19 protein-coding genes and 1 pseudogene are annotated in these 23,549 nt (G+C 63.5%); 6 read left to right on the forward strand and 14 right to left on the reverse strand.

Annotated features, from left to right (window positions below; all coding sequences use genetic code 11):
- Positions 1-59: 59 nt before the first annotated feature.
- Positions 60-695: a TetR/AcrR family transcriptional regulator gene (locus tag JQ624_RS05135; RefSeq protein ID WP_212417755.1), complete on the forward strand. Its 636-nt coding sequence runs from the start codon at positions 60-62 to the stop codon at positions 693-695.
- Entirely contained in the window at positions 695-1,879 is a 1,185-nt protein-coding gene (gene nhaA / locus JQ624_RS05140; RefSeq protein WP_212417756.1) for a Na+/H+ antiporter NhaA, read from the forward strand. Before JQ624_RS05135 ends, nhaA begins: the two co-directional genes overlap by 1 nt.
- 27 nt (positions 1,880-1,906) lie before the next feature.
- Here the strand turns inward: nhaA and JQ624_RS05145 are convergent, their stop codons facing one another.
- Complete coding sequence (locus JQ624_RS05145; RefSeq protein WP_249129401.1) at positions 1,907-2,392, reverse strand: hypothetical protein; 486 nt, start codon at positions 2,390-2,392, stop codon at positions 1,907-1,909.
- 266 nt (positions 2,393-2,658) lie between these two features.
- Between JQ624_RS05145 and JQ624_RS05150 the strand changes: the two genes are divergently transcribed.
- On the forward strand, positions 2,659-3,513 hold the full coding sequence (locus JQ624_RS05150) for a hypothetical protein (RefSeq protein ID WP_312014378.1): 855 nt from the start codon (positions 2,659-2,661) through the stop codon (positions 3,511-3,513).
- Positions 3,514-3,764: 251 nt separating this feature from the next.
- On the opposite strand, the gene JQ624_RS05155 is transcribed toward JQ624_RS05150, so the two are convergent.
- From JQ624_RS05155 to nirB, 3 genes are read right to left on the reverse strand one after another with little or no spacing between them, the layout of a single operon-like run.
- On the reverse strand, positions 3,765-6,425 hold the full coding sequence (locus tag JQ624_RS05155) for a nitrate reductase (RefSeq protein ID WP_212417758.1): 2,661 nt from the start codon (positions 6,423-6,425) through the stop codon (positions 3,765-3,767).
- A gap of 12 nt (positions 6,426-6,437) precedes the next feature.
- The gene (gene nirD, locus JQ624_RS05160) at positions 6,438-6,773 is read right to left on the reverse strand and encodes a nitrite reductase small subunit NirD (protein ID WP_212417759.1); all 336 of its coding nucleotides are present in this window, start codon (positions 6,771-6,773) and stop codon (positions 6,438-6,440) included.
- Positions 6,770-9,229, reverse strand: a complete 2,460-nt coding sequence (gene nirB / locus JQ624_RS05165) for a nitrite reductase large subunit NirB (protein WP_212417760.1) — start codon at positions 9,227-9,229, stop codon at positions 6,770-6,772. The genes nirD and nirB overlap by 4 nt, the downstream gene beginning before the upstream one ends.
- A gap of 648 nt (positions 9,230-9,877) precedes the next feature.
- On the opposite strand from nirB, the gene JQ624_RS05170 reads away from it, so the two are divergent.
- Together JQ624_RS05170 and JQ624_RS05175 are read left to right on the forward strand one after the other, a co-directional pair.
- Positions 9,878-11,137 carry an MFS transporter gene (locus tag JQ624_RS05170; RefSeq protein ID WP_212417761.1) on the forward strand — a complete coding sequence of 420 codons (1,260 nt, stop codon included), beginning with the start codon at positions 9,878-9,880 and terminating at the stop codon, positions 11,135-11,137.
- 33 nt (positions 11,138-11,170) lie between these two features.
- Positions 11,171-12,883 carry a protein kinase domain-containing protein gene (locus tag JQ624_RS05175; RefSeq protein ID WP_312014379.1) on the forward strand — a complete coding sequence of 571 codons (1,713 nt, stop codon included), beginning with the start codon at positions 11,171-11,173 and terminating at the stop codon, positions 12,881-12,883.
- Positions 12,884-12,887: 4 nt separating this feature from the next.
- On the opposite strand, the pseudogene JQ624_RS05180 reads toward JQ624_RS05175, so the two are convergent.
- The 10 genes and pseudogenes from JQ624_RS05180 to JQ624_RS05225 form a co-directional block, all read right to left on the reverse strand.
- Positions 12,888-13,469, reverse strand: a pseudogene (locus JQ624_RS05180) (aldehyde dehydrogenase family protein); the annotation flags it as partial.
- 572 nt (positions 13,470-14,041) lie between these two features.
- On the reverse strand, positions 14,042-14,389 hold the full coding sequence (locus tag JQ624_RS05185) for a RidA family protein (RefSeq protein WP_212417762.1): 348 nt from the start codon (positions 14,387-14,389) through the stop codon (positions 14,042-14,044).
- Positions 14,390-14,396: 7 nt separating this feature from the next.
- Positions 14,397-15,530, reverse strand: coding sequence for an FAD-binding oxidoreductase (locus JQ624_RS05190; protein ID WP_212417763.1), 1,134 nt, complete (start codon positions 15,528-15,530; stop codon positions 14,397-14,399).
- Positions 15,527-16,945: an NAD(P)/FAD-dependent oxidoreductase gene (locus tag JQ624_RS05195; protein WP_212417764.1), complete on the reverse strand. Its 1,419-nt coding sequence runs from the start codon at positions 16,943-16,945 to the stop codon at positions 15,527-15,529. Before JQ624_RS05195 ends, JQ624_RS05190 begins: the two co-directional genes overlap by 4 nt.
- Positions 16,942-17,238, reverse strand: coding sequence for a (2Fe-2S)-binding protein (locus JQ624_RS05200; RefSeq protein WP_057852856.1), 297 nt, complete (start codon positions 17,236-17,238; stop codon positions 16,942-16,944). Before JQ624_RS05200 ends, JQ624_RS05195 begins: the two co-directional genes overlap by 4 nt.
- Positions 17,239-17,284: 46 nt before the next feature.
- A complete protein-coding gene (locus tag JQ624_RS05205) occupies positions 17,285-18,424 on the reverse strand; it encodes an FAD-binding oxidoreductase (protein ID WP_212417765.1) in 1,140 nt (379 codons plus the stop codon).
- Between the two features lie 19 nt (positions 18,425-18,443).
- Positions 18,444-19,250, reverse strand: a complete 807-nt coding sequence (locus JQ624_RS05210; protein WP_212417766.1) for an ABC transporter permease — start codon at positions 19,248-19,250, stop codon at positions 18,444-18,446.
- Positions 19,247-20,155: an ABC transporter permease gene (locus tag JQ624_RS05215; protein ID WP_212417767.1), complete on the reverse strand. Its 909-nt coding sequence runs from the start codon at positions 20,153-20,155 to the stop codon at positions 19,247-19,249. The genes JQ624_RS05210 and JQ624_RS05215 overlap by 4 nt, the downstream gene beginning before the upstream one ends.
- Entirely contained in the window at positions 20,152-21,195 is a 1,044-nt protein-coding gene (locus JQ624_RS05220; RefSeq protein WP_212417768.1) for an ABC transporter ATP-binding protein, read from the reverse strand. Before JQ624_RS05220 ends, JQ624_RS05215 begins: the two co-directional genes overlap by 4 nt.
- Before the next feature lie 93 nt (positions 21,196-21,288).
- Positions 21,289-22,323 carry an ABC transporter substrate-binding protein gene (locus JQ624_RS05225; protein WP_212417769.1) on the reverse strand — a complete coding sequence of 345 codons (1,035 nt, stop codon included), beginning with the start codon at positions 22,321-22,323 and terminating at the stop codon, positions 21,289-21,291.
- 271 nt (positions 22,324-22,594) lie between these two features.
- On the opposite strand from JQ624_RS05225, the gene JQ624_RS05230 reads away from it, so the two are divergent.
- Positions 22,595-23,512 carry a LysR substrate-binding domain-containing protein gene (locus JQ624_RS05230; protein WP_212417853.1) on the forward strand — a complete coding sequence of 306 codons (918 nt, stop codon included), beginning with the start codon at positions 22,595-22,597 and terminating at the stop codon, positions 23,510-23,512.
- The last annotated feature ends 37 nt before the right edge of the window (positions 23,513-23,549 follow it).

The following is a 23,549-nucleotide window of genomic DNA, read 5'->3' on the forward strand; positions in this document are numbered from 1 at the left end:
TATTACATTCGCGCTGCCGTTGTGCTGTCAAGTCAAAAGTTATAGATCATGACGTTGAAATGCCACCTCGACCCGCACGCAAAGCGCTCAACGCCTATCACCACGGGGATCTCCGCGATGCCCTGGTTAAGGCCGCGTTGCATGAAGTCGAACTCGGCGGCCCGGAAGCGATCAGTATCAGCGCGCTTGCCAAGAAGCTCGGCGTCTCGCAGCCGGCGCCCTACAAGCATTTTGCCGATCGCGAGACGCTGCTGACGGCCGTCACGGCCGAAGCGTTCCGCCAGTTCTCGGCGATGATGCGTACGGCGATCGGAAAACCGTCGAAGCAGTCGAAGCTGTCGCGCTTCGCGCAGCTCACGCTTGATTTCGGACTGCGCCGCAACGGCATCTATCGTCTGATGTTCGCGTCGCGAACCATGGCATGCGCACCGAAAGGCAGCGAGATGCACAGCGCGGCAATGGAAACTTTCGAACTCCTCGTGGAAGCGCTGGAGGCCCCGGCCGTGGGGCTCTTGCGCGAGCGTAGCGCCCTGAAGGTCTGGGCCTCGCTGCACGGCGTGGTCATGCTCGCAGAACAGGGGTTGCTCACCGGCCAGGTTGCCCACGTCAGCCGGGAAGAACTGGTCGAGGACATCGTGGCGGAAACCAAACTCGCGCTGTCCGTCGCCATCAAGGCGGCCGGCAAGGCCGGCTGATGACGGCGAGGGTCCCAGCGTCTAGCGAAACTAACAACGAGGGTCTCTATGGAGGTGTCGTTCTCGGCCTCGCCGCCATCGCGGCTCTCATCGTTGCAAATTCGCCGCTCGGACCGCAATACGAGGCGCTGCTGCGGACTACCGGCGAGGTCCGGATCGGGTCGATCGGACTGAGCAAGACCGTCGATCACTGGATCAATGACGGCTTGATGGCGGTGTTCTTTCTACTGGTAGGACTCGAGATCAAGCGCGAGGCCATCGAGGGCGCGCTGTCGAGCGCAAAGCAGGCGGCATTGCCCGTGATCGCCGCGTTTGGCGGCTTTGTCACGCCGGCCGCGATCTTTGCCGCGGTGAACTGGAGCGATGCCGAAGCGTTGCGCGGCTGGGCCATCCCGGCGGCGACCGACATCGCCTTTGCGCTCGGCATCTGCGCCATGCTGGGACGCAAGGTGCCGGCTTCGCTGAAGACCTTCTTATTGGCGCTCGCAATTATCGACGACCTGATGGCCATCATCGTCATCGCGATTTTCTATACTGCGGACCTCTCAGTCATGGCGCTGGCGCTCGGTGGCATTGGCGTCGGAGCGCTTGCGGTTCTCAATCTGCTCGATGTGCGCAGACCATCGTTCTATCTCATCGCCGGATTGTTCACCTGGGTCTGCGTGCTCAAATCCGGCGTGCATGCGACGCTGGCCGGCGTCGCCGTGGGTCTCGCGATGCCGCTGACCAGGCACGACGGCCACAGCCTGCTCGAAGATACCGAACATGCGCTCAGGCCGTGGGTTATATTCGTCATCGTGCCGATTTTCGCCTTCGCGAATGCGGGCGTATCGCTTCACGGATTGACCTTGTCAAAGCTGGCGGAGCCGATAACGCTTGGCATTATCGCTGGGCTTTTCGTTGGCAAGCAGATCGGGGTCTTCGGCTCTTCGCTGCTCGCAATAAGGCTGGGCCTGGCTGCGATGCCGGAAGGAGCAACGATGGCGAGGCTTTATGCCATCGCCATCCTGACCGGCATCGGCTTCACGATGAGCCTTTTCATCGGAACGCTGGCCTTCGACGACGAGGCTGTCCTGAAGCAAGTCCGGCTCGGCGTTCTCATGGCTTCGCTGCTGTCCGGCATCGTCGCCGCGCTGATGTTCTCAGCCATCAGCCAGTCGAACGGAGCTCGATCGTCGAGATAGAGCAAGCGTCATCCGGCGGAGCGCATATCACCGCCTTACAGCGTCCTTGCCCTGCCCCTGGCGCGGCGCAAACGATTGATTGCCGAAAGGCGACGCCGCGGGGACCGTCATGACGATGAAGCCGCGGCCGACCGATTGATGGCAGGAATTGCATCCGGTGGTCAGATCGCCAAAGGCTTTGCCGAATGCTGCGCTATTTCGGGCGGCGATCGCGCTCTCGATCGATTTAATGGGCGGATCGATCATCGTGATATTGTCTACGGGTATGTCGGTATACAACGCGATGGCCTCGTTGAGGCTGGATTTCACCAGCTCCAGTTCATAGCCCGCGAGTTCCCAGTTCTTCTGCTGGCCCGCGGTCCACAGCTTCGAATGCCTGAACTGGACCGCGCTCATGACGTCGGCAAGCCGCGCCGGGGATTTTTGCATTGTCTGGGCGGCAACCATGAAAGGAGATGCCGACCCTATGGCGATTGCGGCGACCGCCGCGAGATATTTCGTGCTCTTGCGCATTCTTCATTCCTAAGTTGCGATCGCATTCCTAAGCCGCCACTGCCGAAATCCTTTGACCTAGGTCAATTGTGCGGGCGGCGCAAACGCGCCACACCTGCCGTAAGATCGCAAGCCCGGTAGCGACCGCTGCTTGTATTCGCCGCTGCCAAATGGTCATCTTGGCCAGTCAAAGGCAGCGTCGATTGAGCATGAATTTTACCAGGCCCACTGCACCTCGGCGTCTGAGGTCCGCGCCAGCGCGATCTGTCAGAAGCGTGGCTTTCGGCGTGCTGGTGTCATTCTGCCTTTCAGGTGCAGTCCTCGGAAAAGACAAAGACGACGATGAGGAAGATGCGGCCAAGGCAAAACCGGCCCTGCCGAACTTCTACCTCGATATGAGAACCATCTACTCGACGCTGCCCGCCGGCTCGCTCTCGATCGGATTCAGTACGCCTCCGTTGTTATCGAGGCTGGCGAACCTTTCCTCGCTGCGAACCCAAACCTCGCCGTCCAGCCAAAGCCTCTCGGTCGACCTGCCCTTGACCGTCGATGTCAACGACCAGCTCTCGGTCTATGGCGGCGTCAGCGGAGCCACGTCGCAGGCGGGCACCGATCCTTGGACGACGTTCTCGGTCTACGCCTTTACCGTCGGATTCCAGGCCGACATCTATCAGCAGAACGGCGGAATATTTCCGACCATCACCATCCAGTCCAACGCGACGCGATCGATTTCGGACGCGCCGCTGGCCGCGACAGCCTACAACACCATCCTCGAGGCGGATTACGCGCTGAACGCGGATGAAACGCGCGGGCTCCTTGCGGGAATGCAATACACCAGAGTCCTCGTCGATACCCCGCTCGCCCGCGTCAGCCCTGATATCATGGGCTATGTCGGCGGCTATTATCAGTGGGACAACAACTGGAAGCTCACCGGCCGCTTCGGCGTGCAATCCTTCGGCGGCGCGCAGCTTCTGAACCTGACGCCGTTTCCCGCCTTCACGCAGCCGATCGTGCGGCTCGACTTCGACCGCATGGACGACGACGACAATCGGCTGTTCGGCATCACCGCGCAGATCGCCTGGACGCCGAAGCCGTCGTACCAGCTAACGCTCCGAACGCCGCTTTACGCGATCAAAAATTAGCAACTAGAGCGGGATGGGTTGGAGTCGAATCGGTTCGCCATTAGCGCGAAGCTAACGATCTCGTGTCCCAGACGCAGTGCAAATACTCTTCGGCGGTACACCGCAGGGCCCGGATACAAAATCGCGAAAACAACCCCATGCAAAGTAGAACGGGCCCGGCTCGCAGCACTCACGCCGCTTGGGTCCGGGGCAGGAGATGGTCCGTGGTCACGGCCCAACCTAATCTCATCCTGCTCCAGATTGCCGCCGGCTCATGCGGGCTGCGGATCGCGAACGGCCATGCCGCGCAGCAGCTTGCCGATCTCCGGCTTGCAGGCGCCGCAATTGGTGCCGGCCTTAAGGCGCCGGCCGACGTCCTCGACGCTGGCTGCCCCTTTGAGGATTTCGGCCGAGATCTGGTGCTGCCCGACGCCGAAGCATGAGCAGACGATCGGGCCGACATCCTGGCTGGCATCCAGCGGTTGGCCGGTCAGCAGCGACATTCGCGCCTTCGGCGACAATGCCTGCTCTGCGAATAGCCCTGATAGCCACGACCGCGAGACCAGCTTGTGATCGGGGGCGATGAACACGCAACCTTCCAGCCGGCCGTCGCGAACGGCCGCGTAGCGGAAACGGCCGGCCTTCGGATCGCGATAGGCGATCCACTCGACGTCGTCATATCCGACGCGGAGCTGCGCCCGCGCCCAATCGCGCCAGCTCGTGGGCCGCTCGTCGCCGGCGAGTTCCATCCGCCAGCAGGTCCCCGAGAGCCCGCCAACCCAGTAGCCCGCTTCGGGACGCGCGATCTCCCGGCGGCTGAGAATGAAGGCATGCCATTTCGGCAAGTACGCTGCCGCCTTGACCGGCGTGTGCTTGGACTCCGGCTGCCCGGAGATCGGATCGGTCGCTGGATTGACCAGCGCATTGACCCGGCCGTCGCCGGCATACTCGCCGTTCCAGTGCATCGGCACGAACACGCAGCCGCGCCGCTGTTCGGCGGTGACGACAACGCGCGCCACCATCTCACCCCAGGGGCTTGTAAGTCGCGCGAGCGCGCCATTCTCGACGCCGGCCATGCGCGCATCGTCGGGATGGAATTCGGCGCAAGGTTCGAACATGTGCGCCAGCAGCCGCGCCGATTTTCCCGTCCGCGTCATCGTGTGCCATTGATCGCGGATCCGCCCGGTATTGAGCACCAGCGGATAGTCCCGGCTGGTCGCATTCACGGCGGCACGCGGCGTCACCGGCACGAAACGCGCCTTTCGGTCGGCGGTGAAGAATTTTGCGGTTTCGAACATCCGCGGCGTGCCGGTCGGATACTCGCGCGTCACCGGCCACTGGATCGGAGTAAGCGCATCGTAGGCGCGATCGTCGAGCGTATTCAGGGCGGACAGATCGAAATCGCGCGTCCCGTCGTTCTCGAAACTGGAAAGCCTGGCGTGCTCGCGGAAGATCGCGGCAACGCTCGGATAGTCGAACCCCGAAAATCCCATGCGCTGCGCGACGTCGCAGACGGTCTGCCAATCGGCCCTTGCAACACCCGGCGCCGGCAGGAACCGCCGCTGCCGGGAGATACGGCGTTCGGAGTTGGTGACGGTGCCGTCCTTTTCGCCCCAGGTAAGCGCAGGCAGCAATACGTGGGCATGACGCGTGGTGTCGGTATGCCGCATGCAATCGGAGACGACGACGAGCTCGCATGAATCGAGCGCGCGGCGCACGCGATCGGCATCCGGCAGGCTGACCAGCGGATTGGTGGACATGATCCAGACCGCCTTGATGCGCCGGTCGGCGATCGCGTCGAACATGTCGATGGCCTTGAGGCCCTGCTTGTCCGCGATAACAGGCGATTGCCAGAAGCGCTGGACGATGTCGCGGTGCTTCGGGTTCTCGATTTCCATGTGGGCGGCAAGCTGATTGGCCAGCCCGCCGACTTCCCGGCCACCCATGGCGTTGGGTTGTCCGGTCAGCGAGAACGGTCCCATGCCGGGTCGCCCGATACGCCCCGTCAACAAATGACAGTTGATGATCGCATTGACCTTGTCGACGCCGCTGCTCGACTGGTTGATGCCCTGCGAATAGAGCGTGACGACCCGTTCGGTTTTGGCAAACCAGTCGAAAAACAACGCCACTGCGCCCTCGGTCAGGCCGCAGATGTCGGCAGTCTGCGCAACCGTCTGGCCGGCGACCTGCCGCAGCGCGGCTTCGGCGCCGGTGGTGGATCCATCCACGAACGCGCGGTCGATGACATTGCGGGACGCAAGATGCGCGAGCAACCCGTTGAACAGCACCGAATCGCTGCCCGAGCGAAGCGGCAGGTGCAGATCGGCGCCGTCACATGTTGCGGTCCGCCGCGGATCGACGACAACAATGCGGCAGGCAGGGTTATTGGCCTTTGCAGCCACCATGCGCTGGTAAAGGATCGGATGGCACCAGGCGGCATTGGAGCCGACGAGGACCAGCAGATCGGCGGTTTCGAGATCCTCATAGCAGCCCGGAACCGTGTCGCTGCCAAACGCGCGCTTGTGACCCGCCACGCTCGACGCCATGCACAGCCGGGAATTGGTGTCGATGTTGGCGGTGCCGATAAAGCCCTTGGCGAGCTTGTTGATGACGTAATAGTCTTCGGTCAGAATCTGGCCGGAGACGTAGAAGGCCACCGAATCCGGTCCATGCTCGCGAACGATTCTGCCAAAACCCTCCGCAACGTGATCGAGCGCCGCATCCCAGCTCGCTTCCTGCCCGTTGACCACGGGAGCAAGCAGCCGCCCCTCGAGCCCGATGGTCTCGGCGAGCGCCGAGCCTTTCGCGCACAGCCTTCCGAAATTGGCCGGATGCAGCGGATCGCCCCGGACGGTCACCGCACCTGAGGCATCCCTGTCAGCGATGACGCCGCAGCCGACGCCGCAATACGGACAGCTTGTCTTCACTGGCACGGGCGATCACCCTCACTCGGCGGCCACAGCCGACGCCGTCTGGACGCAAAGCCAGACGGTGTCATTCTCCACCTTGACCGGATGCGCGCGCGTACATCCCTCATCAGGCGCGACCGCCGTACCGCTCCTGAGCTCAATGACGAAATTGTGCAGCGGACAGGTGACGCGCTTGTTGTGGACGATGCCTTGCGACAGCGGTCCACCCTTGTGCGGACAGCGATCGTCGAGCGCGAACACCTCGTCACCGGCGGTCCGAAATACCGCGATGTCCCCGGACGCCGTTCGCACGACGCGTGAGCCGAGAACGGGAATGTCGTTCAGCGCCCCGATTTCAATCCAGTTGCTCATGCGAGTTCCAGTTCCGCCAGCGGGGTGAATTCGTTGCGATCGACGCCGCGTTTGGCGCGCGCCGCCCACGGATCGCTCTGCGAGAATTGCTGCGAATAGGCGAAGCGGCTGAACAGCGCTTTCCGGTTGACAACATCGTCGACCACCTGCTTGCGGATGGCGTCGAGACCGACCCGGTCACACCACTTGTACATGCGCTCCAGGTACCAGCCCTGCTCGCGATAGAGCTGTGTCAGCGCGGCGATGACTTCGAGCGTCTCTTCCTCGGTCGCGACCTTGCCCAGGAACTCGGTTCCCTTGATGTGAAGCCCCGCGGCGCCGGCGAAGTGGATCTCGAATCCGGAATCGACGCAGACCACGCCGACATCCTTGCACGTGGCCTCCGCGCAGTTGCGCGGACAACCGGACACCGCAAGTTTCACCTTGGCCGGTGTCCACGAGCCCCACATGAATTTTTCGATCTTGATGCCGAGACCGGTCGAATCCTGTGTGCCGAAACGACACCATTCCGAACCGACACAGGTCTTCACCGTGCGCAATCCCTTGGCATAGGCGTGGCCCGACACCATCCCCGCATCGTTGAGGTCGGCCCAGACAGCGGGCAAGTCCTCCTTCTTCACGCCGAGAAGATCGATACGCTGCCCCCCGGTCACCTTGACGGTCGGAATCTTGAACTTGTCCGCGACATCGGCGATGGCGCGAAGCTCGTCGGGCGTCGTGACGCCGCCCCACATCCGCGGCACCACCGAATAGGTCCCATCCTTCTGGATATTGGCGTGGACGCGTTCGTTGATGTAGCGCGACTGCTGATCGTCGCGATACTCGCCGGGCCAGGTGGCGAGCAGGTAATAGTTCAGGGCGGGCCGACAGGAGTGGCACCCGTTCGGCGTCTTCCAGTCCATGAACCTCATGACGTCGGGAATGGTCTTCAATCCGTTCTCGATGATGACGCGGCGCGCGTCATCATGGCTGTGATCGGTGCACGCGCACATCGGCTTGACCTTCGGGGCCGCCGAATAGTCGCCGCCGAGCGTGAAAGCGAGCACCTGCTCGACCAGGCCGGTACAGGAACCGCAGGACGAGGATGCCTTGGTGTGGGCCCGCACGTCGTCGATCGTGAAGAGTTTCTTTTCGCTGATCGCCTTGACGATCGTCCCCTTGCAGACGCCGTTGCATCCGCAGATTTCCGCATCATCGCTCATGGCGGCGACCGAGTTCTTGCCGCTATGGCCGCCATCGCCGAGATTCGCGGCGCCGAACACCAGCCGCTCGCGCATTTGCGAAACGTCGGTGCCGTCGCGCAGATGCTGGAAGTACCATGGGCCGTCGATGGTATCGCCATAGAGCACGGCGCCGATGATCTTCTTGTCGCGCAGAATGATCCGCTTGTAGACGCCGCGGGAAGCGTCCTGCATGACGATCTCTTCCTTGTCCGCACCCGGAGCGAAGTCGCCGGCGGAGAACAGGTCGATCCCGGTCACCTTCAATTTGGTCGAAACGACCGAACCGTCATAGGTGGCAAAACCCTTCATGGCGAGGTGATTGGCGCAAACCTTGGCCTGGTCGAACAGGGGAGCGACGAGGCCGTAGGTCTGGCGACGATGCTGCACGCATTCACCGACCGCATAGATTCGTCCGTCGTAGGTCTGCATGGTATCGGAGACGACGATGCCGCGCTCGCAATAGAGGCCTGCCTTGCGTGCCAGTTCGACATTCGGGCGGATGCCGACCGCCATCACGACAAGGTCGGCCGGAATCTCCTCGCCGTCAGCAAAGCGCACGCCGGTGACGCGATCCTCACCGAGGATCGCTTCCGTCTGCGCGGGCATCTTGAACACCATGCCGCGCTCTTCAAGGGACTTGCGCAGCAATCCGCCGGCGACCTGATCGAGCTGGCGCTCCATCAGCGTGTCGAGCAGATGCACAACGGTGACGTTCATGCCGCGCTTCATCAAGCCGTTGGCGGCTTCGAGGCCGAGCAGACCACCGCCGATCACGACGGAATTCTTGTAGCTCGTCGAGGCCTGGACCATGCGCTCGACATCCTGAATGTCGCGAAAGCCGATGACGCCTGGAAGATCCTTGCCCGGAAGCGGCAACATGATCGGGTTCGAGCCGGTGGCGATCAGCAGGCGATCGTAAGGTACCCGCGCGCCTTCCGCGGTGACGACTTCGCAGGTACGCCGATCGATCATCTCGATCATTTCGCCCTTGCGCAGCGTGATGCCGTTATCCTCGTACCACTGCACCGTGTTGAGCATGATGTCGTTGACGGTCTTCTCGCCGGCGAGCACAGGCGACAGCAGAATTCGGTTGTAGTTGCCGTATGGTTCGGAACCGAAGACGGTGATGTCATAGAGATCAGGCGCACGGTCCAGCAGCACTTCGACCGTGCGGATGCCGGCCATGCCGTTACCGATCACCACCAACTTTTGCTTTTTTATTTTCTCGAGCATGCTCTGCCTTCTGATCCAGGTTCCGATGGTCCGACGCGCGACGCAGCCCTGCATCTTCGGTCGGCGAGAATTATTGGTGATTGGGGAGCGCCCATCGGCGGGCAAAGGATCGTCGACTATGACGATCGGAATCTCAGGTATTCAAGAGACGTGCCAACACCGGACCCGTAATTTTCCGGGCGCAGCGCACGGCTTCAGCCGGTGAATCGCTAATTGGCTGCACCAGCGCGGGCACGAATGCCCAAAAAATCATCCGCTTGGGCTATCCATTGTGCACAACACGAATGCTTAACCATGACCCGGCGCCAATTTGCCCCCGGAACTGGCACGACACGGACAAGCGGCTTTTCAGGCCCGCTTTCCCGCCAATACTCGGCACCGCATAATAAAACACCACACTGCACCTTCGAGCGGCGGTTTTTGCCAACAATCGGAGCAGCGGCCGCATTCGCGGCACGTTGTCCCCGCGCCGCAAGGCACTCCAAATACACGCAAAGTGGTTGGCTTGCCTTTTCTGGCACACGAATTGCTGACGTTGGGACCAGAGTGCGTCTCAACGACGAGACGACTCGCATCCCAAAATTACATCCCTTGTGCCGAGATCACCGCGCTTGCGCGGTGTCACGCGCCGCTGTTCGAGGCTGCTCGATGAAGTTTGCTGAATTCAAGAAGGCTGGCCACTGGCCCACGCTGCTCGCCGCCTTTCTCTATTTCGACATAAGCTTCATGGCTTGGGTCGCGCTCGGTCCGTTGATCGTCTACATCGTGCGCGACATGAACCTCGCCGTCGACGAGAAGTTCACGCTTGTCGCGATCCCGGTTCTGGCCGGTGCGTTGCTGCGGGTGCCGATGGGCCTTCTCGCCGATCTGTTCGGCGCCAAACGAACCGGAATTGTCGCGCAAATAGTCGTCATCGCAGCCACGGCGTGGGTCTGCTACTTCGGCCTTCCGAGCAAGCTGTCGGTGGAGATCTTCGGTCTCGCGCTCGGCATCGGCGGCGCCTCGTTCGCGGTGGCGCTGCCGCAGGCAAGCCGCTGGTATCCGCCGCAATATCAGGGCGTGGTGATGGGAATCGCCGGCGCCGGCAATATGGGTGTCGTGCTTGACACGATGTTCGCACCGTCGATCGCCGAACATTGGGGCTGGCAAGCCGTGTTCGGCGTGCTGCTCGTTCCGATGTTGCTGATCCTCGCCTACTACGTCTACGCCGCCAAGGATGCGCCCGGAGAACGGAAACCGATTTCGCTGAAGGCTTATGGCACCCTGCTGCGCGATCCCGACAGCCGCTGGTTCATGTTCTTCTACTTCATCACCTTCGGCGGTTTTGTCGGACTGGCCAACGCGCTGCCGCTGTATTTCACGGTGCAGTACCACGTGTCCGGCGTCGCGGCGGGCCTGCTGGTTTCCTTGATCGTTGCGTTCGGTTCGGGTTTCCGCCCCGTTGGCGGCCTGATCGCCGACCGCATCGGCGGCATCCGTTCGTTGTCGATGTTCTTTGGAGTCGTCGTGGCGGCCTATCTCGCCATCGCCTTCATGCCGGAAGGACCGGCCGCGCCGGCGGCATCGGGTTGGGCGCTCACCGAGATGCCGCGGATCGCCTGGATGTCGGTGTCGCTGTTCTCGATCGGAGTCCTCGCGCTCGGCATGGGTAATGGCGCCGTGTTTCAGCTCATTCCACTTCGCTTCCGGCAAGAGATCGGCCTGATGACCGGCATGGTCGGCTGCGCCGGCGGCATCGGCGGCTTCTTCCTTGCCAAGGCGCTCGGCATCGCCAAGGGGATGACCGGCGGATTTGGCGCGGGCTTCGTGTTTTTCGGCCTGCTGGCGTTGCTTGGTTTCCTCGGACTTGCCATGGTCAAGGTGCGCTGGCGCACCACATGGGGCGCCGCATCGGGAGCGCGGGTCTGACGACCGGCGCTGCAAACTCGGCGGGTCTCGCGGGTGACGATCGGTTCGCAACGCAATCTCGGGGTTCGCGTCGGCTTCGTCAGCGAGACCGGCAAGCGGTCCGCCAATGAGGATTACGTCGGGACCTGCCTCGGCCGTTCCGGCGTGAGCAACCGCGATATTGTCGCTGCGGTCGCCGACGGCGTCGGCGGACACAAGGGCGGGCGCGAAGCCGCCGAACTCGCGGTCCGTTGCTTCATCGACGCCTATTATTCCCTCCCCGAAACGCTCGGCGTGCGGCGCCGCGCCTCGCGTTCGCTGGAGGCCGCCAATAGCTGGATCTACACGCAAGGCCGCACCGATCCGCTGCTCAGCGGCATGAGCTGCGCCTTCTCGTCTATCATCCTGTCGCGGCGACAGTGCCACGTCATTCATATCGGCGACACCCGCGCCTATCGCCTGAGCGAGGGGCGCCTGGAGCGGCTGACCACCGACCACATCGCCGGACGCGGCGATCTCGCCCATCTGCTCAACCGCGCCATCGGGTTCGAGGACTTCGCCCGCTTCGATTACGCCACCGTCGGACTGCGCCAGCACGACAGGCTCCTGATCTGCAGCGACGGCGTTCATGGCGTGCTGGCCGATCACCGTCTGCAGGTGCTGTTGAGCGAGCGCACCTCGCCGGAAGAATCCGCCCGCGCACTGGTCGACGCGGCGCTCGATGCCGGCTCCAGCGACAACATGACCGCCCTTGTGCTCGACGTCGTCGACCTGCCGCCCGCCGACCGCGACGAACTCACCCACTCGATCGCGACGCTTCCGATTTTGGACCTGCCCGAAACCGGCGACGTCATCGACGATTTCACGCTCGGCGAAATTTTGTCTGACGGACGCTACAGCCGGCTGTTCAAGGCGATCGACAAGCAGCAAGGCCGCGAACTCGTGCTGAAGTTTCCGCATCCGCGCGTGGCCAGCGAGGGCTCCTATCGCCTCGCCTTCGTCCGCGAGGCGTGGGTCGCGGCTCGCGTGCGAAGCCTGTGGATCGGAGAAATCGTCGAACTGCCTGCCGAACGGCAGACCCGCCTCTATTCGGTGATGCCGCTTTACGAAGGCGAGACGCTGGAACAGCGGCTCAACCGCTCGCCGCAGCTTTCGCTAAGCGAAGGCATCGGGATCGCGACCAAGCTGGCGCGCGCGGTCGCCACTTTGCATCGCGCCGGCATCATCCACCGCGACATCAAGCCCGACAACGTGATCCTGCTGAAGGCCGGCGGATTGCGGCTGGTCGACCTTGGCGTTGCGCGCGTGCCGCTGCTCGAGGATTTCCCGGCCGAGGATATTCCGGGCACACCGAGCTACATGGCGCCTGAGCTGTTCGGCGGGCGGACCGGCGACGAGTTTTCCGATCTCTATGCGCTCGGCGTCACCGTGTACCGGATGTTCACTGCCGCCTACCCTTATGGCGAGATCGAGCCGTTCTCGCGGCCCCGCTTTGGCAAGCCCGCTTCCCTCTCCCGCCATCGCCCCGACCTGCCGGCCTGGCTGGACGCCGTGGTCGGCAAGGCCCTCAACGTCGATCCGGCGCAACGCTACGGCGACGTCATCGAGTTCTCGCACGAGCTCGAGAACGGCGCGATGTGGGCAAAGCCGGCCGCCACGTCACGGCGCTCGCTCTACGACCGCGATCCGCTCGTTTTCTGGAAGAGCCTGTCGGCGGGCCTGATCGTGCTCGTCATCCTGCTTCTGGCATGGGCGGTACGACATTAGCCCGTCACACCCCGGTCTGGGTGATGAACTTGGTGTTGAAATACCCGTCCATCGCCTCGGTGCCGCCCTCCGAGCCGTAGCCGGAATCCTTGACGCCGCCGAACGGCACCTCAGGCAAGGCAAGACCAAAACTGTTGATCGAGACCATGCCGGCCTCGATGGCAGCGCCGATCGCGGTCGCCGTCTTGGTCGAACTGGTGAAGGCGTAAGACGCCAGGCCGAACGGCAAGCGGTTGGCTTCCTCGGCCACTTCGTCGAAGGTGGAGAAGCGGGAGATCAGCGCCAGCGGCCCGAACGGCTCTTCGTTCAGGGCCCGCGCGTCCTTCGGCACGTCGCTGACCACGGTCGGTTCGTAGAAGTATCCCTTGTTGCCGACGCGGTGGCCGCCGGTCTCGAGTTTTGCTCCTTTGCCCACGGCATCCTGCACCATGCCTTCGATAGCGGTGACGCGGCGCGGATTTGCGAGCGAACCCATCTTCGAATCCGGATCAAGGCCGTTGCCGACCTTGATCGACTTGGCGCCCTCGACGAACTTGTCGACGAATTCGCGGAACACGTCGTCCTGCACCAGCATGCGGGTCGGCTGGTTTGCGATTATGGGTTTAAGGCCGATGGCGGATCCTGCGTGAAGATCACGTGCCGTGCCGGCTATCGCGTCAATGACGACAATGAATGCGAGAAAGTTCAGGAGCGGAAGCCAGCAGCGACGCGCGATCAGGACACTGCAAAGCAGGTAGCGACGCCGCCGGCGAATCCTTCGCACGGTGGGGATCGATGCCGGGGTATGCGAGACCCGGTCGGCTGCCGCTGTGCCTTGCAGAATGGCGGGGGAATCTCGGCGGATGGCCGTAGCTGGTATTCGAAAAGCGGCGGGCTGTCCGCGCCGACCAACGAAGCCTTCGTTCAATGCCAAATTCGGGCACGCGCTAGCGCCTTGATGAGCCTTGAACGGCTGCGAGGACTGTCGTGCAGGGATGATCGATAGCGAAAGACCGCTACCGCTTTTCCCGACGCAAATCGACGATACTTCCTCCGATCGTCCGCCTGAACTCAGAGACCTAATGGACCTCTTGCGCCAGGTGGGATGCCACGGCGCAAGAGGTGGAGCCTTCCTCCAAGGGGTCGCCAGTCAGCGGCTGGACAGGCAGATCAGTACGTTCAGTTTTTGAGCGCCGTGACCACGACCTCAATCAAGGCGCCGCCCCCGAGATCGGCCACACCGACCGTTGCGCGCGTCGGGAGGTCGTTGCCGAAAAATTCGAGCCAGGCCGCATCCATCTCCTTTTTCCTGGAGAGATCCGTCACGAAGATCGAGGCGCTGACGACGCGGGTTGCATCTGTGCCCGCCTCTTTCAGATACCCGGCAATCTTGCCGAGGATGTTGCGGGTCTGCTCGCCCATCGAGGCGCTGGTGTCGTCGGCGATCGTGCCGCCGACGAATACAAACCCGTTCGCTTCAACGGCGCGGTGCATGATCGGCGTACGGATGTTGCGGATGATGTTCATGACGTCCTCATCTTGGGTTCCAGGGTGTGGAAGGATGAAAGCGGTCGATGCTGAGATCGCCGATTCGTGTCTGGGTGCCGCCGTTGGCGATCAGCTCCGTCATCACGGCGCCCGCGCCGGGGCCGAGCTGGAAGCCGTGCAGCGAAAAGCCGAACTGGTGATAGAGCCCCGGGTGGCGGGCGCTTGGGCCGAGCACGGGCAGTTCGTCGCGCGTCCGCGCCTCGATACCGGCCCAGGCGCGGACGATTGTGGCGCTGCGCATCACGGGGAATAGTTCAAACACGGTACGTGCGCTGATGGCGAGACTGCGCCAGTCCAGCACGGTCTCGTTGCGGTCCTGGTCCGGCGTCGCGAGATGTCCGCCGCCGATCAGCACGGTGCCGTTGGCGAATTGCTTGAAGGAGAGCTTGCGGCCACGCAGGATGACCACGGGATCGATGAAATGCGGCACGCGGGAGGTAATCATCAGCATCGGCGCCACGGTCTCAACCGGTACCGGCTCGCCAAGATCAGCGGCGATGCGGCCCGCCCATGCGCCGGCCGCATTGACCAGCACCGGCGCCGCGTAGGTATCGGCGCCGACATCCACCTGCCACAGCCCGTCTTGCTTTCGAATGTTGGTCGCTGCCACGCCCTCACGGACGGTTGCGCCGAGCGCGGCCGCCTTGCGGCGGAACGCGGTGGTGGTTCTAGCTGGATCGGCCGCGCCATCGCGCCGCGATACCACGCCGCCAGGACAGCTCTCGGCCACCGCCGGCACCAGCCGCCGCAGCTCCGGCCCATCGATCAGCTCTTCATGGGTGAAGCCGAGCGCGTTCAGCTCGGCGACGCGCGCGCGACACGCATCGAATTCGGCGTCGTTCTCGGCGACCAGCACCTGGCCGTGGCTTTCGAAGCCGCAGGCATCGTCGACCAGTCCTTCAATCCGCTCCCAAATTCCCATCGAGCGGATCGAGAGCGGGATCTCGGCGACGTGCCTTGCGAGTTGACGAACGCCACCGGCATTCACCCCCGAGGCGTGGCGGCCGGCATAGTCCTTCTCGATCAGCACCGGCTTCATTCCCGCAAGGCACATGTGAAGCGCGGTCGAGCATCCGTGGATGCCGCCACCCACGATGATGGCATCCGCGAGCTTCGTCATCCGCGCACCACGGCCTGGACGTCGGACTCCGTCTTCGGTACCGCCGCGAGCTCCGCGAGCGTGATCGGCTTCACTGGTGCGCGCAGCCGATAATAGCCGATCTCCTGAGGAGTCTTGCCACGGGCTTGCGCCATCAGTTCAGTGACGGTCAGACCGCAGAGCCGGCCCTGGCAGGGGCCCATGCCGCTGCGGCGATAGGCCTTGAGCTGGTTCGGACCGGTCGCACCGATCGCGACGGCGTCGAGAATGTCCTTGGCCGTGACCTCCTCGCAGCGGCAGACGATGGTGTCGCCGGAGGGGATGCGGAACTGCCGGGCGGGGCGGAACAGCGTGTCGAGGAAAGCACGGCCGCGCTCGGCCTTGGCCAGCGAAGCTCTGTAGGTTGCCATCGGCGCGAGCTTGGCAGCAGATGCAGGCGCCAGTGCCTCCACTGCAGCCCGTGCAGCGATACGACCGCGAACAATTGCAGATTCCGCGCCGCCGATCCCGGCACCATCGCCGGCGATAGCGATGCCGTCGACCGATGTGTTGCCGTCGTGATCGAGAACCGGCGACCAGCAAAGCTGCACGTCGTCCCAGCGATGCTCGATCGCGGCCGCCATCGCGAGATTGACGTTGGGCACCACGCCCTGATGCAGCAGCAGCAGCTCGGCCGGGATAGTCTCGCGTCGGCTGCCGGCCTTATAGGTCACCGTTGCAAGCTGGCCGTCGCCAGCGGCAGCGAGTTCGCTCACTCCGGTCACAACAGGTACTTTCGCCCGCACCTCCCGCATCAAGGCAAGGCCCTTCGCGAAATAGGGCGAGGTCGCGAAGGCGAAGGCGTGAGGCAACGCGGCAAAATAGTTTCGACGCTCGGTCGTATCGAGGATGCGATCGATGCGGCCGCCAAGGCGCAGGATCTGCGCCGCGAGCAGCCAAAGCAGCGGCCCCTGCCCTGCGATCACGGTGCGCCCATCCGGCACGAGCCCTGAGGACTTCAGCATCGTCTGTGCGGCGCCTGCGGTCATCACCCCCGGAAGTGTCCAGCCCGGAATCGGAAACGGCCGCTCAAGCGCACCGGTCGCCAGAATCGCGCGACGCGCCTTGACGAAGGACGACGCGCCGCCGACCGACACACCGACCTCGAGATTCCGGTCAAGGCTCCAGACCGTCGCACGCTGGATGATCTCGGCCCCGCTCGATCGCACCGCCTCGACCAGGTTTGCACCCGCCCAATAATCGGCGCCGAGGCGATCGCGTTCCGTCACCGGGGTTGAGGTGATGGCGCGCCAGACCTGGCCGCCGGCGCCGGCATTCTCGTCGAGCAGCAGCGTCGACAGGCCAGCCTCGGCTACGGTCGCGGCGGCGGCAAGCCCGGCGGGCCCTGCCCCGATTACCACGACATCATAGTTATCGCGTTTGGGAGTCCCGTTCATCGGCCGATCTCCCTTTTGCCCTTCTGGATCTCGATCTGCATGCCCTCGGCGACGGGCACGAGGCAGCCCTGGCGATTGCCGACGCCATCAATGGTGACGAGGCAGTCGAAGCACACGCCCATCATGCAATAGGGCAAGCGCGGCGCGCCGCTCACTGCCGTCGCACGGCGCACGTCACGGCCGGAAGCGAGCAGCGCAGCGGAAACCGTATCGCCCTCGCGCGCCGCAACGGCGGCCCCGTCCACGACGATGTGCACCGGTCTTCTGCTGTCCTGATCGGATCGTTTGAACATTGGATGCCTCTTCGTCCCTTTCTCTCGCGTGCGGGTCGCGTCGATGTCAGTAGTAGCCGCTGCCTGTCGCAGCATGGTTCGCGTCGAAGCGGCGGGCCGAGAACGCGCCGACGAGTTCCGGCTCGAGCGCGCCTTGCGCCACCATCCGGGCAATCTCGAAGGCGTGGTTGGAGGCGAGCGTGACACCGGAATGACAGCAGGTGACAAAAGCACCCGGCGCGCTCTCCGACTGATCGTAGATCGGAAAGCCGTCCTGCGGCATCACGCGGATGCCGGACCAGGTACGCACGACGTTCAGGCGGGCCAGATGAGGAAACATGCGCTGCGCCCGATCCGCCATCACGGCGCTTACCGAATGGTTCAGCGTGCGATCGTCAAGCTGATCTTCCTTGCTGTCTCCAATCATCACCGTGCCCTCGTCGGTCTGCCGAATGGTGGTCAGCGGATGCGGCAGGAACGGCATGGTGCGTTCGGTCACCACGATCTGACCGCGGGTCGGCCCCATCGGCGCCGACAGACCGACCATCGGTGCGAGCGACTGGTTGGCGTTGCCGGCGGAGAGCACGACCTTGCCGGCGCGGATCTCGCCCTGTGGCGTCGACAGTCGGAATTCGCCGCCGCTCCGGAAGATCGCCGAGACCGGCCGCTCAGGAAGATAGTCGACGCCGAACAGCTTCAGTCCGGTGTGAAAGGCACGGAAAGTGCGCAGTGAATTCACGTGCCCGTCCAGCGGACAGAAGCTGCCACCGGAGACCTCAGGACCGATCAGCGGCAGCATCTTCCTGACCTCCGACGCCGACAGCATCTCCATCTTGTAGTCAGCCGCACCCACCTGGTTGTGCATGCGCGTGACAAGCTGGGCGCGCTGTTCGAACTCGTCCTCGCCGAGGGTCAGATGAAAGCCGCCATTCTGCTGCAGGGCGACGTCGAGCCCGGTCTGGTCTTTCAATTCGGCGGCGAGCTTGCTCCAGCTTTCGGATGCCCGCATCGTCCAGCCGGTGTAGGCCGGCATGCCGAGCCCCTTGCTCTGCACCCAGACCAGCGCGAAGTTTGCCCGCGAGGCGCGCTTGGCGATGTCGCCCTCGTCGAGGACGACGACCTTCTTGCCGAGCCGGCCAAGACCCCAGGCGATAGCGGAGCCGAGCAGGCCGCCGCCCACGACAGCGACGTCATATTCCTTTGACATGGGTTTTCCTTGGGTTCTCCTAGCGCCCTGGATCGCTCTTGCCGGCGAGCACGCGATCGAGCCCGTAGAAGCGGTCGAGCAGGATCAGGGCGGTCATGGTGATCGCGATCACGCTGGCCGAGACGGAGGTCACCAGCGGATCGATGTTGTCCTGGATGTACAGGAACATGCGAACGGGCAGCGTCTCGGTGCCGGGCGTGGCCAGGAAGACGGTCATGGTCAGATCGTCAAAGGACTGAATGAAGGCAAGCGCCCAGCCGCTGATGACGCCCGGCAGGATCAGCGGCAAGGTCACGCGGCGGAACAAGGTCCAGCCGCCGGCGCCGAGCGAGACCGCGGCCATCTCGATCGAGCGGTCCATGCCGGTCGCCGCGGCCAGCGTTAGCCGCAGCGCGAACGGAAACACCACCACCACATGAGCGACCAGCAGGCCTGTGAAACTGCCGCCCATGCCGATCGCCGTGAAGAAGCGCAGGAAGGCGATGCCGAGCACGACATGCGGGATCATCAGCGGCGACAGGAACAACGCTGCAAGGGCGCCGCGACCTCGGAAACTATAACGGGCGATGGCAAGCGCCGCCGGCACCGCAAACAGGAGCGCCACCAACGAGGACAGCGCACCGAGGCCGAGGCTCACCCAGAAGGCATGGACAAACTCGGGATAGCTCGCGATCTTCCTGAACCAGCGCAGTGAGAAACTGGTGGTCGGCAGCGACAGGTAGCCCTCAGGCGTGAAAGCGACGAGGCAGACCACCACGATCGGCGCCAGCATGACGATCACGAAGATCGCATGGAAGATGAGCGCGAGCGGGCCGTTCGTCCTCATCGAAACACCTCGGCATAGCGCCGCTCGATCAGCGCGTTGCTGCCGACGACGATCATCACGAGCGCCAGCAGCAGCAGGACCGCGACGGCGGCGCCGAGCGGCCAGTTCAGCGTATTGAGAAACTCGTCATAGGCGAGCGTCGCCGCGACCTTGAGCCGACGGCCACCGATGATGGCGGGCGTCGCAAAAGCGCTGGCGGACAGCGAGAAGACGATGATCGCGCCCGACAACACGCCCGGCATGATCTGCGGCAGAACGATGCGGCGAATGATCGTGAACGAACCGGCGCCGAGCGACAGGGCGGCGTTCTCAATCTGCGGGTCGACGCGTTGCAGTGCAGCCCAGACCGACAGCACCATGAAAGGCATCATCACGTGCGCGAGTGCGATGACCATGCCGGTTTCGGTGAACATGAAGGGCAGCGGCGAGCCGATCAGCCCAAGCGACATCAGGAACTTGTTGATGAGGCCATTGTTGCCGCCAAACAACAGCGCCCAGCCCAGCGTGCGCGCCACCACGGAGATCAGCAATGGGCCAAGGATTACGAGCAGGAAAAAACTCTTCCAGCGCCCGCTCATACGGTTGAGGATGTAGGCCTCCGGCGCACCGAACATGGCAGTGATCAGCGTCGTCAGCAGGGCGATGCGGAAAGTCCGCCAGAACATCTCGGCATAATAGGGATCGGTCGCGATCTCGCGCCAGTTCTTCAGGATGAAGACCGGCTCGATGCCTTTGTATTGGCCCCAGTCGTGGAACGAGAGCATCACCGTCATGGCGAGCGGGATCACCAGCACACCGACGAACAGCATCAGCGCTGGCGCGGTCAGCGCCCACGGCGCGCGCCTATCACGCGCGTCCGCCGTTGCCGCAGCGTTCACGGGAGCAGTGTCGACGGCTGCGCTCATGCGGCAACTCCGGCGCTGCGCAGGCTCATGTCTTCCGGCCGCCAGGCAAGCCGCACGGCCTCGCCCTCCGCGGGCTGCGGCTGGCCGTCGTTTTGGCGGATTACAATCACAGCGCCGCATTCGCTCTCGCACTGGAAGAGCCAGTGATTGCCTTGGAAAATGCGGGTGACGATCTTCGCCACGAGCCCGGCATCGCCGAAACCGATCCGCTCGGGGCGGATGCTGACCGTCACCGGACCCGCGAGGCCGGCCGGTGCCGGCGCGCTCCAGGAGCCGGCGGTCAGCCGCCCCGGCGTGACGCTCCGGTCGATCGTCGCGGCGAAATCGTTTGTCTTGCCGAGGAACTGGGACACAAAGGCGGAAGCCGGCCGCTCATAGGTCTCCTGCGGTGTGCCGATTTGCTCGATGCGGCCCTGGTTCATCACCACGATCCGGTCGGACAGCGACATCGCCTCGTTCTGGTCGTGGGTGACGAGGATCGTGGTAGTGCCGAGATTGCGCTGGATCTGGCGCAGTTCGATCTGCATGTCCTCGCGCAGCTTGGCGTCCAGATTAGACAGCGGCTCATCAAGGAGCAGCACGCTCGGCCGAATCACGAGCGCGCGGGCGAGCGCCACGCGCTGCTGCTGGCCGCCGGACATCCGTCGCGGATAACGCTCCTCATAGCCGGCGAGCCCGACCATCGCCAGCGCGGCGCGGACGCGCTCGCGGCACTCTGCACGCGGCACGCGCCGCATCTCGAGGCCAAAGGCGACGTTCTCGGCCGCTGTCATATGCGGGAACAGCGCATAGCTTTGAAATACGATGCCGAGCCCGCGCTTCGCCGGCTGCACCGCGGTCAGGTCGCGCCCCTCGAGCCGGATCGCGCCGCGCGAGGGATCGAGGAAGCCCGCAATCATCTGCAGCGTCGTGGTCTTTCCGCAGCCCGACGGACCAAGGAAGGAGACGAACTCGCCCTTGCCTACCGTGAGACTGAAGTCATCGACGACAGTCTGCGGGCCGAACTGTTTTGCGACTCGGTCGAGTTCAAGAAAGGACATGAATGCTTCCGGGTGCTGCCAGGACAAATGGTAGACCTGCGGCGTTGCGCGGAGCCGTCGCCGAAATCCAGTCCGCCGCGCCGAGCCTTAAGCTCAGCGCTCGACCTCGCGATTCCACCGCTTGGTCCATTCCTCGCGCTTGTCGTTGATGATCGCCCAGTCGGGCGTATACAGCTTTGCGGCGCGCTCCCCGATCGGCGCCATCTTACCGAGATCCGGCGGCACCACGACCGACTTCAACACCGGGCCGTAGCCGTAATCCTTCAGCAACACGAGCTGTGTTTTCGGCTCGAGCAGCGTTTTGATGAATGCCGAGGCGAGCGGCGACGCGTTGGGCTTGGTGATCGGACAGGCAGTCGTCAGCAGCGTGGCCGCGCCTTCCTTCGGATAGACAAAGTCGACGGGGAAGCCGGTGTTGGCGAAGCTCTGGACACGGCCCGTCCCCCACACGGCCAGCACGGCCTGGCCGGACTGGAACAGCTCGGTCATCTTGCCTGGCGAGGGCTCATAGGCCAGCACATTGGGATTGACGTCAGTCTTGATAATCTTGAAGCCGGCGTCGACGTTGGCTTCGCTGCCGCCGTTCATTTTGGCAAGCATCAGCAACGTATGCAGACCATACGTGTTGTTGATGGGCGGAATGACCAGCTGCTTCTGATATTTTGGATCCTTGAGATCATTCCAGGAGGTCGGTGGCGCCCAGCCTTTTTCGGCAAAGACTTTGGTGTTGTACATCAAACCGGTCGCAACGATGCCGATGCCAACCGCGCGATCATCCTTGAAGCGTGCGGCCTCGTAGAGATCGGCAGGCAGGCCATCGATCTTGCCGCAGAAGCCAAGCTGGATTGCCTGGTACATCGGACCGTCATCGACGATCGCCACGTCGATCTGCTGGTTGCCCTTCTGGGCCTGCAGCTTGGCAAGCGTGTCTGTCGAGTTGCCGGCGACGTATTCGACCTTGACGCCGTTGCTCTGCTCGAAGCCGGGGATGACCTCGTCGCGGATCGTCTTCTCGAAGGAGCCGCCGTAACCCGCGACATAGAGCGTCTTCTGCTGCGCCAAAACCGCCGACGGGGTTAGGGCGAGCGCCGCAATGCTGACCGCTCCGACAAGGCCGAGATGCTTCATATCGATCGATCTCCAATACCGTTTGCGAGGTGCACCCGGAGTGACCCCCCTTTTGACCGGCTCGAGCCCTCTCCTCCGAGCGAGGCGCATGCGTCCCGTTCGGTATCGCGGCACGACGCGTCGGACCGCGCCAGAAGTTTGGGCGTCCGGGCCGCTGCCCAAAAAACTGGCTTTGTCCAGCCGTGGTAAAAAAGATCGCAATCCATGCTTTCGCCGTCCAATTAATAATGGCACCTTCAACATGCTGAAATGTTATGGATGGGAAAGAGGCATGGCCCGGATCAATTCGCGGCAGGTCGAAGCCTTCCGCGCAATGATGCTGACAGGCAGCGTGACGGAGGCAGCAAAGCTGATCGCTGTGACACAGCCGGCCGTAAGCCGGCTGTTGCGTGACTTTCAGGCGCTGCTCAAGATGGAGTTGTTCGAGAGACGCGGTACCGGCCTTGTGCCGACGGCAGCCGCAACGGCACTCTACATGGAAGTCGAGCGCTCCTTCGTCGGACTCGACCGCATCGCCGCGGCCGCTGAAGAGATCCGCAGCCGCCGGACCGGCACGCTTCGGATCGCGGCCCTGCCGGCGCTGTCCAACGGCTACCTGCCGCGATTGGCTGGCGGGTTCCTCAAGGAACGGCCAAACCTCAACCTGTCTTTTTTCGGCGTCATCTCGCCGATCGTGATCGATTGGGTTTTGAACCACCAGTGCGACATCGGCTTTGCCGAGGTGCCGATCGCCCATTCCGGCCTTCCGTGCGTTCGGCTGCCGGCGCCCGCTCGCGTCGCGATCCTTCCCGCCGGACACCGACTCGCGGTTAAGGAGACGCTACAGCCGCGCGATTTCGAGGGCGAGACCTTCGTGTCGCTGACGGCCGGATCGACCGGCCGTCATCTGATTGACCAGGCCTTCAATCGCGACGATGTCCGCCGGATCCTTCGGGTCGAAACCAGCCTGTCCGAAATCATGTGCGGGCTGGTGTCATCCGGACTCGGCGTGGCGATCTGCGATCCCTTCACGGCGCAGGAGTTCGAGGACCGAGGCGTCGTGGCGCGCCCTTTCCTGCCGCGGATCGATTTCGAGTTCGCCGCCGTTTTTCCACCGCAGCGCAGTCCCTCGCCTGTTGCCCTGGATTTGGTGGAGGTCATGCGGCAGTCGCTTGACGAATTGAGCGGGCTGCCCGTCGCTCAAAACTGATGGCGGTGGGCAGGTTACGTCGATCACCTCTCTGGCG

Origin of the sequence: Bradyrhizobium sp. AUGA SZCCT0283 (assembly GCF_018130385.1) — a bacterium.
In the GTDB taxonomy this organism is placed as follows: domain Bacteria; phylum Pseudomonadota; class Alphaproteobacteria; order Rhizobiales; family Xanthobacteraceae; genus Bradyrhizobium.